This window comes from Alteromonas halophila (genome assembly GCF_014651815.1).
Taxonomy (GTDB): Bacteria; Pseudomonadota; Gammaproteobacteria; order Enterobacterales; family Alteromonadaceae; genus Alteromonas; species Alteromonas halophila.
Genome location: NZ_BMXP01000001.1, coordinates 178,954 through 194,146 on the forward strand (window position 1 = coordinate 178,954; position 15,193 = coordinate 194,146).

Genomic DNA, 15,193 nt, shown 5'->3' on the forward strand with positions numbered 1-15,193 from the left:
CATGTCAGACGCGCACGAAAAAACAGAAGAACCCACAAGTAAGAAACTTGAGGATGCTGCCAAAAAAGGACAGGTGGCGCGCTCCAGAGAGCTCTCAACCACGCTGGTGCTGGTGGCGAGTGCGCTGGTCGTAATGATCATTGGCGGCTGGATGGCCGAAGCGCTCTATCGTGTGATGGGCCGCACATTCACACTCTCTCGGGACGAGACGTACGACATCACCCATATGTTCTCAGCGCTGGACACAGCCGTTGATGCGGTGGGGTGGCCACTCTTGTTTTTCATGATTGTTTCCACTATTGCGGGCATTTACGGTTCAGTTGCACTTGGGGGATATAACTTTTCCTGGCAGGCGGCGCAGCCAAAGGGCAGTAAAATGAATCCTGTTAGTGGTTTTAAACGCATGTTTGGAACAAACGGGCTGGTGGAGTTACTCAAAGCATTGGCAAAAGTTTTTGTCATTGCGGGGATGGGGTTAGCTTCATTATTGTATTTCAAGGATGAGGCTTTACACCTGGATATGGAGCTCTATCCGCGCAATATTTTTCACGCGCTGGATATGCTGGAATGGGCTTTCTTGCTGCTGGCCTGCGGTACGATCCCAATTGCGCTTATCGATGTGCCTTATCAAAAGCATAAGCACAATGAAGAAATGAAAATGACCAAACAGGAGGTTAAAGACGAGCGCAAAAACGCCGAAGGTGATGCAGAGGTCAAAGGCCGCATTCGTCGCCTGCAGTACCAGTCTGCTTCCCGCCGCATGATGCAGGACGTGCCCGAGGCAGATGTGGTTGTCACTAACCCGACGCACTTCTCGGTTGCCATTAAATACGATGAAGACGGCAGCCGTGCGCCTGTTCTGGTGGCCAAAGGGGCGGATGAACTGGCCATGCACATTCGTAAAATAGCCACAGCAAGCGATGTTCCGCTGCTACCCTCACCCATGCTGGCGCGGGCTATTTACTATTCCACCGAGGTGGATGAAGAAATTCCCAGTAAGCTGTTTATGGCCGTGGCGCAGGTGCTGGCATATGTGTATCAGCTGAAAGCCTTCCGTGCCGGCAAAGGCAAACGTCCCAAGCCGCTCAAAAAAGACCTGCCGATTCCGAAGGAGCTGCAGCGCTAGGGACGATGCGAATAAGGCTATCATCTCTCAGCGAATGCGTGACCTCTTTCAGATCCGGCGCAAACCTCGTTCAGATTTACCGGCAAACATGGCTACACGTTGTTCGGCTCGTTTGTTGTCGGCGAGGTATTACCGGCTGACACACGTGCCATCGTTGTTAGTGATTCTACTGCTTATCGCAGGAACACCCTATCGAGCCGTCGGCATTTTCCCACTCTGTATAGTGCCCGTTCGCGCCCGCTATCTGGCCTGCCTGCGACGTACACTCCATACGTAACTGATTACAGTAAGATGCACTACCGCCTACATCAATATTCGATATATCTTCTACGACCGCGTGGTCAACTGAGCCGCTGCTGCAACCGCCCAAAATAACCAGACCACACATCAACAAACATTTCATCACTGGTACTTCACTCCTTGTTACCTTCTGGTAATGCGACACCGCTATCCTGAAAGAAGTTCAGTCAATCATAGGTGGTGCCGATACACAACAGACCGGAGGTTACGGAATACGTTTATGTTTTTAGAACAATGGGGTACGTGTGGCGATAGACTGAGGAAGTAACGATCACGCCGTCGCTTGTGAAACCGATAAGCTGTGCTCCGTCAACGTACGTAACCGGCACTGAAATCACGAAAGGAACGCGATAGAATGCGTGCTTTTATGTAAGTAGAACGCAGTCGCGAAGCAATACAATGGCAATCAGCAGCTGGCTAAACAAAAAAATATACAAACGATCAGTCAGGTTCTGGCTTCTCATGCTGTTCGTTTTACCGGCCGTTCCACCGCTCGGCGCGACCTTTGGCTTACTGGCCTTTTCCTACTTTCCCTGGCCCATTACGTTTGATGTTGAAATGCCCGAAATCGCAGACAGTAATAGCGAGCTTATTGTGCTGGTCCACGGCAAGGGCGACACTGCCAGTACCTGGTCACTGGACTTCGCAAAATCATTAGGTAACAACGTGCTGGGTGACACCCAACAGGTATTTGCGATGGATTGGTCCGATTATTCTGACAACCTGTTTCGTTGCTCGAACAACGGCCGCCGGGTGGGTCTGCAAATTGGTGAGGCACTGGCGGCCAGTCCATCACTTAAAAACGTGCACCTGATTGGTCACAGTGCCGGCGCTTTCGTTGTGTATGGTCTGTGTGAAAGTCTTAAGCAACATAATCCTTCCATAACGGTGCACGCCACGTATCTTGATCCGCTTGGCATTTACAGTGGCTTTGACTGGAATTTCGGGCCTCGTAACTTTGGCTCCTGTGCTGATATCAGTGACGCATACATTGATGCGGATGATGGGGTGCCCGGCAGCAATGTCCCCCTGGCGCATGCCCACACGTTTAATGTTACTGCGCTAAAAAACACTGGCAATAATGCCTATCAGGGCAATGCTCACATGTGGCCGGTAGACTATTACCGGAACGCGGTGATGCATGATGCGCTGCCTTACTGGTCACCGGATGAAGAGGTGCTGCGCCGTTTTCCACGCGGTGAGCATACCGTGTTAACAGAGCAATAAGCCTGATAGCTATTGGGTGATGTGCACTGGCATGCACCGATGCTTATCATTCTGACGCCGCAACTGCCACGGATTCACAAAACTGGCACGGTGTTTGTAATTAGTCTCGTCAGACAGAAAAAGTGTCAAAATTCTGATAGAGACCTTAATCCGCTATGCAGTTATCCGGTTATTTACAGCGATTCGATAAAACGCAGCTTCAGCAGTTTTCCAGTGGCCTGGGCGCGCCGATTGTACTGCTGGCCATCATGGGCATGGTTATTTTGCCTATGCCGCCATTTTTACTGGATGTGCTGTTCAGTTTCAATATTGCCTTATCGCTGGTCATCATTCTGGTGGCGGTATTTACTAAACGTCCGATTGACTTTGGAATCTTCCCTTTAGTATTGCTGATTGCAACGGTACTACGGCTGGCGCTGAACGTAGCGTCAACCCGGGTTGTTTTGCTCTATGGGCACGAGGGCGGTGATGCGGCCGGGAAAGTCATTGAAGCCTTCGGTGAAGTGGTGATTGGCGGAAACTATGCCGTAGGTATCGTGGTGTTTGCCATCCTGCTTATTATTAACTTTAAAGTGGTTACCGCTGGTGCTGGCCGTATTTCAGAAGTCGGCGCACGGTTTACCCTGGATGCCATGCCTGGTAAACAAATGGCCATCGATGCGGATTTGAACGCAGGCTATATTGATCAGGACCAGGCACGCGCCCGGCGTGAGGAAATCACCGCTGAGGCTGACTTCTACGGCTCAATGGATGGTGCGTCAAAATTTGTGAAAGGCGATGCCGTGGCGGGCCTGTTTATCATGCTGATCAATATTGTTGGCGGCCTGTTTATTGGCATGATCCAGCACGACCTGGCATTTGGCAATGCAATCGAAGTCTACACCATTCTGACTATTGGTGACGGCCTGGTGGCGCAAATTCCTTCACTACTGCTGTCGGTGGCCACTGCCATTATTGTGACGCGTGAAAATGAAACCCAGGAGATGGGCAGCGAGATCACGGAGCAGCTGGGCAATCAGCAGGCGCTGTATATTGCGGCTGGAGTGTTGTTTGTTATGGGAATTATTCCCGGCATGCCACACTTAGCCTTCCTGTCATTTTCTGCCATGGCCGCAGGCTATGCGTTATGGCGTACCCGTCAGGCGAAAATTGCTGCGCAGCAGCCCGCTGCGCCGGCAGAAGTCAGTCAAAACGAACAGGTAGCCCCGGAAGTCAAAGAGCTGGGCTGGGACGATGTACAGCATGTCGATACCATCGGTCTGGAAGTGGGCTACCGGTTGATCCCGCTGGTGGATAAGTCGCAGGGTGGCGAATTACTGACGCGTATCAAAGGCGTGCGCAAAAAACTGTCACAGGAACTGGGCTTTCTTATTCCGCCGGTACACATTCGCGATAACCTGGATTTAGATCCCAATGCCTATGAGATTGCCTTATTAGGCGTCAATATCGGGGAAGCCCAGATAAGCCATGACGAAGAGCTGGCCATTAACCCTGGACAGGTGTTCGGAAAGCTGGAGGGGCGTGCCACTAAGGATCCGGCCTTTGGACTGGATGCAGTGTGGATCAAGCCGGGCAAACGCGAACATGCACAGACCCTGGGATACACCGTGGTAGACGCGGCAACAGTGGTGGCCACCCATTTAAGTCAGCTGTTAACCAACAATGCCTACCAGTTACTGGGGTACGAAGAGACTCAGCAATTGCTGGACATGCTGGCTAAGCATAACCCTAAACTGGTGGAAGGGCTGGTCCCCGATATTCTTCAGCTTTCAACCGTGGTGAAAGTGCTGCAAACCCTGCTCTTTGAAGGCGTGCCTATTCGTGACATGCGCACGATTGTGCAGACGTTAAGTGAATACGGGCCGCGCAGTCAGGACCCCGATGTACTGGTCTCTGCGGTACGTATTTCGTTAAAGCGTTTGATTGTTCAGGAAATCGTATCGGGCAACGCCGAGATCCCTGTCATAACTCTGGCACCAGAACTGGAACAGATGTTGCACCAGTCATTGCAGGCAGGTGGCGAAGATGGCGCTGGCATCGAACCGGGTCTGGCCGACAAGCTGCAAAAGTCATTGCAGCAGGCAAGTCAGAACCAGGAGCTGGAAGGCGAGCCAGCGGTGTTACTCACATCAGGCATGTTGCGGCCGGTGTTATCACGCTTCCTGAAATACTCTGTCGCTGGATTGAATGTCTTGTCTTATCAGGAAATTCCGGACGACAAACAAATAAAAATTGTCAGTTCTGTGGGTCAATAATCTGACACCCGAGTTGGTTACGAGGTTGCAATGAAAATCAGACGATTCTTTGGCAAAGACATGCGAGAGGCGCTCAGCCAGGTAAAAGCGGAGCTAGGTAGTGATGCAGTGATCATGTCCAACCGAAAGGTGGCAGATGGTATTGAACTGGTGGCGGCGTATGATAAAGAGCCGGACGCGGCACTGTCGTTAAAGTCAAAGACTAAAAAAGAGCAGACCACGCCCAGCCTGAGCGAGATCATTGGCGATGACGGCCCGGACACCTTACGCGCACTGCTTGAAAAACAGCAGGCGGGCGGTCAGCCAGGCAAACCCAATCCCGCGCAGCCGCAGGCAGCGGTTGCGCCGCAAACCGCTGCTGCGCAGCAGCAAGCGGCCAGCCAGCCTCAGGCCGCACAGCATCAAGATTACACGCCTGCAATGGATACCGCTTTTGATGCCGGTGCACCGCAGCAAACCGCAGACAGCGGTGACAGTTTGTCAGAAATAAAAGAAGAACTGGCATCACTGCGCAGTGTATTGCAGTTTCAGGTAGCCGATTTAATGGAAGCGAAAAAGCAGCGCCATCGCCCGGTGCATCATTATCTGCGCCAGCGGCTGATCGATATGGGCTTAAGTGAGCGTTTATCCGACCAGCTGATTCACTATGTACCCGCTGACTATACTGAACGCGAAGCCTGGGTTTACCTCCTTAACCTGTTGTCTAACCGCATCAATGTGACCGGTAACGATATTCTGTCGCAGTCGGGTGTCGTGGCACTGGTAGGGCCGACGGGGACTGGCAAGACCACCACGGTGGCCAAACTTGCTGCCCGCTACGCACAAAAATACGGTGTGGAATCGGTGGCCATGGTGACCATTGATACGTACCGGATCGCCGCGTATGAACAACTGGCAACCTACGGAAAAATCATTGGCTGTACAGTAAAAAAGGCGCAGAGCACCGAGGAGTTAGCCGATGTGTTGTTCCAGCTTCGGCATAAACGCCTTGTGTTAATTGACACGGCCGGCTTCAGTCAGCGTGACAGCCGTCTGATTAAACAGCTTCAGCAATTTGATACCGGGCAGATGCAGCGCGTGAAAAAATACCTGGTGACGCAGGCGAATACACAGTACCCAGCCTTACAGCGCATTATTGGTGCCTATGATCCGGTGAAGCTGGATGGCTGCATTTTCACCAAACTGGATGAATGCTACTCGCTGGGAGAGATATTAAGTGCGTCGGTTGAATATCAGTTACCGGTAAGTTATGTCACCGACGGACAAAAGGTGCCGGAGGATATAAAAGTGGCCGATGCGAAATCTCTGGTATCGGCTGCCGCAAAGCTTTATAAAAAGTACGGATTGAATCATACTAGTAGCACTAGTGTAGTAAATGCAGCACAAGCAGTATGATCGAAGATCAAGCGAGTAGCTTACGGAAAATGAATCAGTCAAGGTTAATTAAAGTCATTGCAGTAACGGGCGGTAAAGGTGGCGTTGGAAAAACCAACATCACTCTGAATACTGCAATTGCAATGGCCAAGCAGGGCAAGCGCGTGATGGTACTGGATGCCGACCTCGGTCTGGCAAACGTGGATGTCATGCTTGGACTGCGCGTAGAAAAGAACCTGTCTCACGTATTGTCAGGCGAGTGTACACTCGATGATGTACTGGTCACCGGGCCGCATGGGATAAAGATTGCGCCAGCAACGTCAGGTACGCAGGCGATGACCGAGTTATCGCCGACCGAGCATGCCGGTCTCATCAGAGCATTCAGCGAACTGCGTTCTCAGATTGATGTGCTTATCGTCGATACGGCGGCGGGAATTTCAGATATGGTGCTGAGCTTCTCCAAGGCATCGCAGGACATTATGGTGGTGGTGTGCGACGAGCCCACATCGCTGACTGACGCCTACGCACTCATTAAGATACTCAATCGCGAGCATGGTGTATTCCGCTTCAAAGTGGTGGCAAATATGGTGCGCGATGTCCGTGAAGGACAGGAGTTATTCAGCAAGTTATCAAAAGTAACCGGGCGTTTTCTTGATGTCGCTCTGGAGCTGGTTGCCACGATTCCGTTTGATGAAAATATCCGTCGGGCAGTGCGTAAGCAAACCGCCATTGTTGACGCGTTTCCAGGGTCGCCCGCGTCAGTGGCGATTTCTCAGTTGGCAACAAAAGCAGCATCCTGGCCAATACCTAATCAGCCAGGTGGACATCTGGAATTTTTCATTGAACAATTGGTGACGAGTAAAGTAGCGGGAAGTCAACGTTGAATAGCAAAGCCGCAGCTTACCAACAGCAAGCCGATAAATCACAACTTGTTGAACGACACGCACCGCTGGTGAAGCGCATTGCGCACCACCTGATGGCGCGTTTGCCGGCAAGTGTGCTGGTGGATGATCTCATCCAGTCCGGCATGATTGGTCTGCTGGAAGCCGCAAAAAACTTTGATGGCTCCAAAGGCGCCAGTTTTGAGACGTTCGCGGGGATCCGCATCCGTGGTGCCATGCTCGATGAAATCCGTAAAGGCGACTGGACACCCCGCTCGGTACACCGTAACAGTCGCGCCATAACGGAAGCGATTTCGCAGGTTGAAAGTGAGACCGGGCGCGATGCCAGAGACGCCGAAATTGCCACCAAATTAAACGTGAGTTTGCCTGACTATCACCAGATGCTTAATGAGGTAAATGCAGGTAAACTGGTCGGAATTGAAGATCTTGGTGTGTCTGAAGATGTGATAACCACGGAGCAGAACCGGGGCAGCGACACGCCGCTGGAAGATTTGATGCAAGGCGCTTTCCAAAAAGCACTTGCCCATGCTATTACTACATTACCTGAACGAGAAGCGATAGTGCTGTCTTTGTACTATGACGAAGAACTTAACCTGCGTGAGATTGGTGAGGTTTTAGAAGTCAGTGAGTCACGAGTCAGCCAGATACACAGCCAGGCCATGTTAAAACTCAAATCACGAATGAAGTCATGGCGGGCTGATAATTAGCCAATATTTACAACTATTTATAATCCTCACTGGAGGCCATTTTGGACAAGAATATGAAAATTCTCGTGGTTGACGATTTTTCGACCATGAGACGTATCATAAAGAACCTGCTTAAAGATTTGGGGTTTTCCAATATCCAGGAAGCGGACGACGGCAATACTGCGCTGCCTATGCTGCAACAGGGTGACTTTGACTTTGTTGTTACCGACTGGAACATGCCAGGGATGCAGGGAATTGACCTGCTGCGTGCCATCCGTTCGGACGACAAACTCAAACAATTACCTGTCCTGATGGTGACCGCTGAAGCCAAAAAAGAACAAATCGTAGCCGCCGCGCAAGCCGGGGTTAATGGTTATGTCGTCAAGCCGTTTACTGCAGCAACGCTGAAAGAGAAGCTTGATAAAATCTTCGAACGTTTAGGTTGATCCAGACGTCGTATAGTCGAACGAGGAACACCGGATGTCGACAGATGTAAACGTGCCTATCACGCTAGACGAAGCCAGGCAACTGGTTGCGTATCTCGAAGCTGGCGATAACGCGTCAGCGAAAGCGATACTCGAAGCCGTGTCGATGAAAGAGTCGATCGAACTGTTTGAAGAAGTGGGTAAACTGACCCGACAGCTACATGACGCACTCAACAATTTCCAACTTGATGAACGCATCGCCAACCTGGCTAATGATGACATTCCGGATGCGCAGTCTAGATTAACGTACGTGATGGAAGAGACGGAAAAGGCGGCGAATACAACGATGGATGCCGTCGAGGCCAGCATGCCCATTGCGGAAACACTTTCCAGCCGTATTGATAAAATCATGCCGGAATGGAAAAAACTCATGAGCCGCGAGATTGCGCTTGGCGAATTTAAAGCCCTGTGCACCGATATAGATCAACTGCTGGAAGATGCCTCACAGGAATCCGCCAAGCTAACCGGGTTGTTGACCGAAGTGTTAATGGCGCAGGGCTATCAGGATTTGACGGGTCAGGTTATACGCCGTGTGATTGAGCTGGTCAAAGAAGTTGAGGACAGTCTGGTCAACATGCTTACCATGTTTGGTGACACCGAACAGACACAAGAGCCTAAACAATCTAAAACCTCGTCCGATAAAGACAAAGTAGGCGCTGAAGGACCCATAATCGACGCTGAGAGTCGGGATGATGTGGTTCAGGGGCAGGATGATGTTGATGACCTCCTGTCTAGCTTAGGTTTTTAGGGGAGCAGGCGAATGTCGTTTGACGTTGACGAGGAAATACTACAGGACTTCCTGGTAGAAGCCGGAGAAATCTTAGAGCAGTTGCAGGAGCAACTCGTCGATTTGGAGAGAAATCCAGAGGATGGCGATTTACTCAATGCAATTTTCCGTGGCTATCATACCGTAAAGGGCGGTGCAGGCTTTTTGTCCCTGACTGAACTGGTTGAAATTTGCCACGGTGCTGAAAACGTGTTCGACGTCATGCGAAACGGACAGCGGACGCTTACACCGGAATTGATGGACGTGATTTTGCAGGCCACTGATGTCGTGGTCGAAATGTTCGAGAAAGTGAAAGCGCGCGAACCGCTGGAAGCGGCCGATCCCCAACTAGTTGATCTGTTACATAAACTCAGCGAGCCGGAAACGCCCGACGAGAATATCCTGAGTGAGGCGACTGCTGTTGGCGCAGCGCAAAATGCGCCAGCGTCTGACGATGAAGAATTTGCCGTAGAAGAGCCCCCCGAGCCTGCCGAAATCGATGCGGTTAAGACTAAAGAGCCTGACGGCAGCATTGAAGATATCACCGAAGATGAATTTGAAAAACTGCTTGATGAACTGCATGGCGAGGGCGCACCTGGCCGTCCATCGGAGCCGGCACAACAGGCAGAGCAGCAGAAGGCCGCGTCTGGCAAGAATGATGAAGACATCACTGATGATGAGTTTGAAGCGCTGCTAGACGAATTGCATGGTAAAGGCCAGTTTAACGCCGCGGATGACAGCGCCCCGGCTCCGGAACCACCACCGGCAGCATCGGAAAAGTCCGCGCAAAAAGCGGGTGCCGGTGATGATGAAATTACCGACGACGAATTTGAAAAACTGCTGGATCAGTTGCACGGTTCCGGCCAGGGTCCAACCGGTAAAGCCGGTTCTGCCGCAACGTCACAAGGCGCCAGCAAAGGCGCACAGAACAACGTGGATAAAACAGCCACCGATGCAGTAAATAAAGCCAAGGCGGCACAGAAGCCTACCCAAAGCAGCCCCAAGCCAGCTCCGTCGCCGGAAAAGCCGGCTTCATCCGGCAGCGCCGCACCACCGCCAGCAAAGAAAGACGACAAAAAAGCGACACCGCCGGCGCCGTCCGGAGAGACAACCGTACGGGTGGATACCAAGCGTCTGGACCAAATCATGAATATGGTGGGCGAGTTGGTACTGGTAAGAAACCGTCTGCTGAGCTTAGGAATTAACACCAGCGATGAAAGCATGTCCAAGGCCATTGCCAACCTGGACGTGGTGACCGGTGATTTGCAGGGTGCGGTTATGAAAACCCGCATGCAGCCTATCAAGAAGGTATTTGGACGCTTCCCTCGCGTTGTGCGCGATCTTGCGCGTAGTCTGAAAAAAGAGATTACGCTCAAACTGGAAGGCGAAGATACCGATCTGGACAAAAATCTGGTTGAAGCCCTGGCTGATCCGTTGGTTCACCTGGTACGCAACTCGGTGGATCATGGTATTGAGATGCCAGACGAACGCCAGGATGCCGGGAAGCCCAGAATGGGCACAGTACGGCTCTCTGCATCGCAGGAAGGCGATCATATTCTGCTTACCATTGAAGATGATGGTAAAGGTATGGATCCGGAGAAGCTGAAAGAAATAGCGATCAGCCGAAACGTGCTGGATGCAGATGCGGCAGCCCGCATGTCAGATGTAGAAGCGTTTAACCTGATTTTCGCCCCTGGCTTCTCGACGAAAACAGAGATCAGTGACATTTCCGGCCGCGGCGTGGGTATGGATGTGGTGAAAACCAAAATCAACCAGCTCAACGGGACCATCAATATTGATTCAAAGATGGGCAAAGGCACCCGTCTTGATATCAAGGTACCGCTGACACTGGCCATCCTGCCAACCCTGATGATCGTTGTGGGTCCGCAAACTTTTGCACTTCCGCTTGGCGCGGTCAGTGAAATAATCAACATGGATATCAGCAAAACCAACACCGTAGACGGCCAGCTGACCATGATTGTGCGCTCCAAAGCGATCCCTATCTTCTACCTGCAGGAATGGCTGGTGCGTGGTGGTCCCGGGCACATTGATCGTGAGAAAGGACATGTTGTTGTGGTTCAGATTGGCACCCAACAGGTTGGCTTTGTGGTCGATGCGCTGATAGGCCAGGAAGAAGTTGTGATTAAGCCGCTTGATGCATTATTACAGGGTACGCCTGGCATGGCGGGCGCGACGATTACATCTGACGGGGGTATTGCGCTTATTCTGGACATCCCTGGTTTGTTGAAACGATATGCCCGCAAGGCACTGAAGTAAGCAATCGCAATATAGCAATATAAAGGAAAGACGAGGTCATGGTGTTTAAAGTCCTGGTGGTGGATGATTCGACGTTTTACCGCCGTCGGGTAAGGGAGATCCTCGATGCCGACCGTGAACTGGAAGTGGTGGGTGAAGCGCGAAATGGACAAGATGCGGTAGACATGGTGCAGTCTCTGGCGCCCGATGTGGTGACCATGGATGTGGAAATGCCGGTTATGGATGGCATCACTGCTGTGAAAGCCATCATGCAACAGCGGCCTGTGCCGATCCTGATGTTTTCCTCGCTGACCCATCATGGTGCGCAGGCAACGCTGGATGCGCTGGAAGCAGGAGCGCTGGATTTTCTGCCGAAAAAGTTTGAAGACATTGCGCAGAACCGCAAAGAGGCAGCACAAATGCTCTGTACTAAAGTCCGGCTGATTGCCCGCCGGGGTATAGGCATTCGCCGTCCGTCACTGCGTGATGCAAAGCCGCTGCCCCCGTCCGCCCCCAAACAGAAATTTTTTCGCTCGTCGGGCTTATTGTCGGGGCGTAATGATGCCGCCTCACAGCCTACCGTATCGAGTGTCACGCGTTCCGGAAAATTGTATAAATGTCTGACCATCGGCGCCTCGACCGGCGGCCCAGTGGCCTTACAGAAAGTGCTGACACCGCTGCCTGCTGACTTTCCGCTTCCTATTTTATTGGTGCAGCATATGCCTGGCACCTTTACGCACGCGTTTGCAGAGCGTTTGAACGGCAACTGTAAGCTGGCTGTTAAAGAGGCCGAAGACGGCGATATATTGCGCGCTGGGCATGCATACCTGGCGCCAGGCGGTAAGCAAATGGTGGTTGAGCAGCAGGGAAGTATTAAGCGACTGCGCATTACCGATGAAACCGGCCAGGATAAAGTCAGTTATAAACCCAGTGTTGATGTAACGCTGCGTTCAGTGGCGAGTGTTTACGGCGGTGATGTGCTTAGTGTGATCCTGACAGGGATGGGGGCTGACGGCCGTGAAGGTTGCCGGTCGCTGAAAGAAAAAGGGGCCACTATCTGGGCGCAGGATCAGGCGTCTTGTGTTGTTTATGGCATGCCTCAGGCCGTGGCATCGGCAAATATTTCTGTAAAAAGTATCAGCATTGACGATATAAGTAATTGCATTCTAACGGAAGCGGGTTGAGCACGTCGGCCCACAATCCACTAATAGTTTGGTAGTCGTGAAGATTTGGACAATTGCAAACCAGAAAGGTGGCGTAGGCAAAACCACCACGACAGTGACGCTTGGCGGCTTGCTCGCTCAGCGTGGTGAACGCGTGTTGCTGGTTGATACCGATCCCCATGCGTCGCTGAGCTATTACTTTGGAATTGATTCAGAAGCGCTTTCAACCTCTGTTTACGACATTTTTGTGCGTGAAACGCCGGCAACCACCGATGATGTCCTCGACTGCCTGTGTCCGACAAAAGTAGAGAGTATGTACGTGTTACCTGCAACCATGGCGCTGGCGACGCTGGACCGTCAAATGGGCACGCAGCAGGGCATGGGATTGGTGCTTAAACGGGCACTTGCTCAGGTTGCCAGCGATTTTGATTATGTGCTGCTGGATTGTCCCCCGGTGCTTGGGGTTCTCATGGTAAACGCGCTGGCTGCCTGTGATAAGGTTGTCATTCCGACGCAGACGGAATATCTGGCGCTTAAAGGCCTGGACCGGATGATCCATACACTGGATATTATGGGCACGTCCCTGAATAAGTCCTTCGATACGTTAATTGTTCCTACGATGTTTGATAAACGGACGAATGCGGCACTGGCATCGCAAAAGCGGCTGATGACCGACTATGGTGAGCGGGTATGGGAAAGTGTCATACCCATCGATACCCATTTCAGGGATGCCAGTCAGGTACATTTACCTGCGAATGTGGAGTACCCGAAAACACGGGGCGTATTGGCTTACTCCAGGTTACTAAAAGAGTTGGAGCGATAACGCGATGGGTAAAAACTCTCCGTTTGCACGAGAAGGGGTGATGCAGGAATACCTTGATAGCCTGCTGCGCGCCCCGGAAGATCCCGCTGACGTAACCGCAAATACGGCAAAGTTGCTCGAAGATGCGGCCAGACGTATCAGCGAAGAGTCGACGGTGCCGCTGCCACCTGATGAGGACGGTGATAATGCAGACGTGGTGCAATCCTTTGATGCACCGGAAGCCGACACGCCGGATACAACGGCACCGGCGCAACAGCAACCGGCGTTAAGTCAGCAAGACATTGCAGCAACGCCAGTCGCATCATTGCTGGATGAGCAGTTTCAGGCACTGTTTTTTGAGGTCGCGGGGCTCACGCTGGCAGTTCCGCTCATAACCCTGGGTGGCATCCATCAACTGGAGAAAGTCGGTCCGTTGTTTGGAAAGCCGTCATGGTTTAAAGGTGTCATGCTGCACCGTGACGAAAAACTCAATGTGGTGGATACCGCACAATGGGTGATGCCGGAAAAATACGATCAAAGTCTTGCAGACGCGCTACACTATCGGTATTTGATCATGCTGGGTGAGAGCGAATGGGGCCTGGCCAGTGAAAACCTGGTGAATACGGTAACCTTGTCAAAAGCCGACGTTAAATGGCGGGAAGCACAGGGCAAGCGGCCCTGGCTGGCAGGGATGGTAAAAGAAAGAATGTGTGCATTAATTGATGTTTATCAGTTAATTGCTATGCTAAACAATGGCTTAGGTAGTAACGACCAGACGCCTTAGGAATGGGAGCCAAGGTTCATGAACGATAAAACAGCTAGTAACAATGCCGCTGAAGCAAATGATGAAATTCTTCAGTGGGTAACCTACCGTCTGGGGGATGAGACCTACGGCATCAATGTAATGCAGGTGCAGGAAGTCCTTCGCCATACTGAAATTGCGCCCGTACCCGGTGCACCCGATTATGTACTTGGCATCATTAACCTGCGTGGCAATGTTGTCACGGTCATCGATACGCGGGCACGGTTTGGTCTGCCGACAGCTGAAATCACGGACAATACCCGTATCGTTATCATAGAGTCAGACGAGCAGGTTGTGGGTATTCTAGTCGATAGCGTCGCTGAGGTGGTGTATCTCAAGTCGTCAGACATCGACAGCGCGCCGAACGTGGGTACCGAAGAAAGTGCGAAATTTATCCAGGGCGTGAGTAACCGAGATGGCGAATTACTCATCCTTGTCGATCTGAATAAACTGCTCAGTGATGAAGAGTGGGAAGAAATTCAGAATATGTAGCGTTGCTGGCGGAGCGCGGGTAATCGGTACGTTTACACGTAACTGCACTGCGCGCCCGCCGTCTGCTACTACCTTCACTAAAATACCGCAGTTACAGTGGGAGCCAATCAGTCACTTATGTCCTCGCTTTCGCTAGTCCAGCTTAGCCTCATTGCTGCGCTTGCCATGCTCACCGTGGCAGGCGTGCTGGCGATTGTGCTGCTTCATCAGCGCTTGCGCAAAACCCGGCAGGAACTTGAAAATGCCACTATCAGTCTGGTGTCGCTGAAAGAGGCTGTAAATGCACTTCAGCACCAGCAGAATGAAGATCAGACCCGCGTCGTGGTTGTCACCCGTCATTTAAGTACCATCGAAGAAAAGCAGACCGAGCTGGAAACCCAGATCCGCGACGTTAAATTGCAGGACCCGTCTATGCGGCTTTATCAGCGCGCTGCTGAACTGGTTAAACAGGGCGCGAGCATGGAGGAGGTTATGGAGGCCTGCGATATTCCCCGGGCTGAGGCTGAAATGTTGATCACGGTACATCGTAATCAATCCTGATAGAGTATAAATAAACG

At 51.8% G+C, this 15,193-nt stretch carries 15 protein-coding genes; 14 read left to right on the plus strand and 1 reads right to left on the minus strand.

Annotated features, from left to right (window positions below):
• The first annotated feature begins 1 nt into the window (after position 1).
• Positions 2 to 1,126, plus strand: coding sequence for a flagellar biosynthesis protein FlhB (gene flhB / locus IE054_RS00870; protein ID WP_189403203.1), 1,125 nt, complete (start codon positions 2 to 4; stop codon positions 1,124 to 1,126).
• A 166-nt stretch (positions 1,127 to 1,292) separates the two neighbouring features.
• Here the strand turns inward: flhB and IE054_RS00875 are convergent, their stop codons facing one another.
• Positions 1,293 to 1,529 carry a hypothetical protein gene (locus tag IE054_RS00875; RefSeq protein WP_189403204.1) on the minus strand — a complete coding sequence of 79 codons (237 nt, stop codon included), beginning with the start codon at positions 1,527 to 1,529 and terminating at the stop codon, positions 1,293 to 1,295.
• Positions 1,530 to 1,888: 359 nt separating this feature from the next.
• On the opposite strand from IE054_RS00875, the gene IE054_RS00880 reads away from it, so the two are divergent.
• The 13 genes from IE054_RS00880 to IE054_RS00940 all read left to right on the plus strand — a co-directional run bounded on the left by IE054_RS00880 (position 1,889) and on the right by IE054_RS00940 (position 15,176).
• Positions 1,889 to 2,653, plus strand: a complete 765-nt coding sequence (locus IE054_RS00880) for an alpha/beta fold hydrolase (protein ID WP_189403205.1) — start codon at positions 1,889 to 1,891, stop codon at positions 2,651 to 2,653.
• Positions 2,654 to 2,808: 155 nt separating this feature from the next.
• A complete protein-coding gene (gene flhA, locus IE054_RS00885; RefSeq protein ID WP_189403206.1) occupies positions 2,809 to 4,908 on the plus strand; it encodes a flagellar biosynthesis protein FlhA in 2,100 nt (699 codons plus the stop codon).
• A gap of 30 nt (positions 4,909 to 4,938) precedes the next feature.
• On the plus strand, positions 4,939 to 6,303 hold the full coding sequence (gene flhF / locus IE054_RS00890) for a flagellar biosynthesis GTPase FlhF (RefSeq protein ID WP_189403207.1): 1,365 nt from the start codon (positions 4,939 to 4,941) through the stop codon (positions 6,301 to 6,303).
• Positions 6,300 to 7,166, plus strand: coding sequence for a MinD/ParA family protein (locus IE054_RS00895; protein WP_189403208.1), 867 nt, complete (start codon positions 6,300 to 6,302; stop codon positions 7,164 to 7,166). Before flhF ends, IE054_RS00895 begins: the two co-directional genes overlap by 4 nt.
• Entirely contained in the window at positions 7,163 to 7,891 is a 729-nt protein-coding gene (locus tag IE054_RS00900) for an RNA polymerase sigma factor FliA (protein ID WP_189403209.1), read from the plus strand. The genes IE054_RS00895 and IE054_RS00900 overlap by 4 nt, the downstream gene beginning before the upstream one ends.
• A 41-nt stretch (positions 7,892 to 7,932) precedes the next feature.
• Entirely contained in the window at positions 7,933 to 8,316 is a 384-nt protein-coding gene (cheY, locus tag IE054_RS00905; RefSeq protein WP_189403210.1) for a chemotaxis response regulator CheY, read from the plus strand.
• Between the two features lie 34 nt (positions 8,317 to 8,350).
• A complete protein-coding gene (locus IE054_RS00910; protein ID WP_189403211.1) occupies positions 8,351 to 9,103 on the plus strand; it encodes a protein phosphatase CheZ in 753 nt (250 codons plus the stop codon).
• 12 nt (positions 9,104 to 9,115) lie between these two features.
• The gene (locus tag IE054_RS00915; RefSeq protein ID WP_189403212.1) at positions 9,116 to 11,398 is read left to right on the plus strand and encodes a chemotaxis protein CheA; all 2,283 of its coding nucleotides are present in this window, start codon (positions 9,116 to 9,118) and stop codon (positions 11,396 to 11,398) included.
• Positions 11,399 to 11,436: 38 nt separating this feature from the next.
• Positions 11,437 to 12,561, plus strand: coding sequence for a protein-glutamate methylesterase/protein-glutamine glutaminase (locus IE054_RS00920; protein ID WP_189403213.1), 1,125 nt, complete (start codon positions 11,437 to 11,439; stop codon positions 12,559 to 12,561).
• Between the two features lie 37 nt (positions 12,562 to 12,598).
• The gene (locus tag IE054_RS00925) at positions 12,599 to 13,363 is read left to right on the plus strand and encodes a ParA family protein (protein ID WP_189403214.1); all 765 of its coding nucleotides are present in this window, start codon (positions 12,599 to 12,601) and stop codon (positions 13,361 to 13,363) included.
• A 4-nt stretch (positions 13,364 to 13,367) separates the two neighbouring features.
• Positions 13,368 to 14,126 (plus strand): chemotaxis protein CheW, encoded by a 759-nt coding sequence (locus IE054_RS00930; protein WP_189403215.1) that lies wholly within the window; start codon positions 13,368 to 13,370, stop codon positions 14,124 to 14,126.
• 18 nt (positions 14,127 to 14,144) lie between these two features.
• On the plus strand, positions 14,145 to 14,636 hold the full coding sequence (locus IE054_RS00935) for a chemotaxis protein CheW (RefSeq protein ID WP_189403216.1): 492 nt from the start codon (positions 14,145 to 14,147) through the stop codon (positions 14,634 to 14,636).
• A gap of 117 nt (positions 14,637 to 14,753) precedes the next feature.
• Positions 14,754 to 15,176: a DUF2802 domain-containing protein gene (locus tag IE054_RS00940; RefSeq protein ID WP_189403217.1), complete on the plus strand. Its 423-nt coding sequence runs from the start codon at positions 14,754 to 14,756 to the stop codon at positions 15,174 to 15,176.
• Positions 15,177 to 15,193 lie beyond the last annotated feature (17 nt).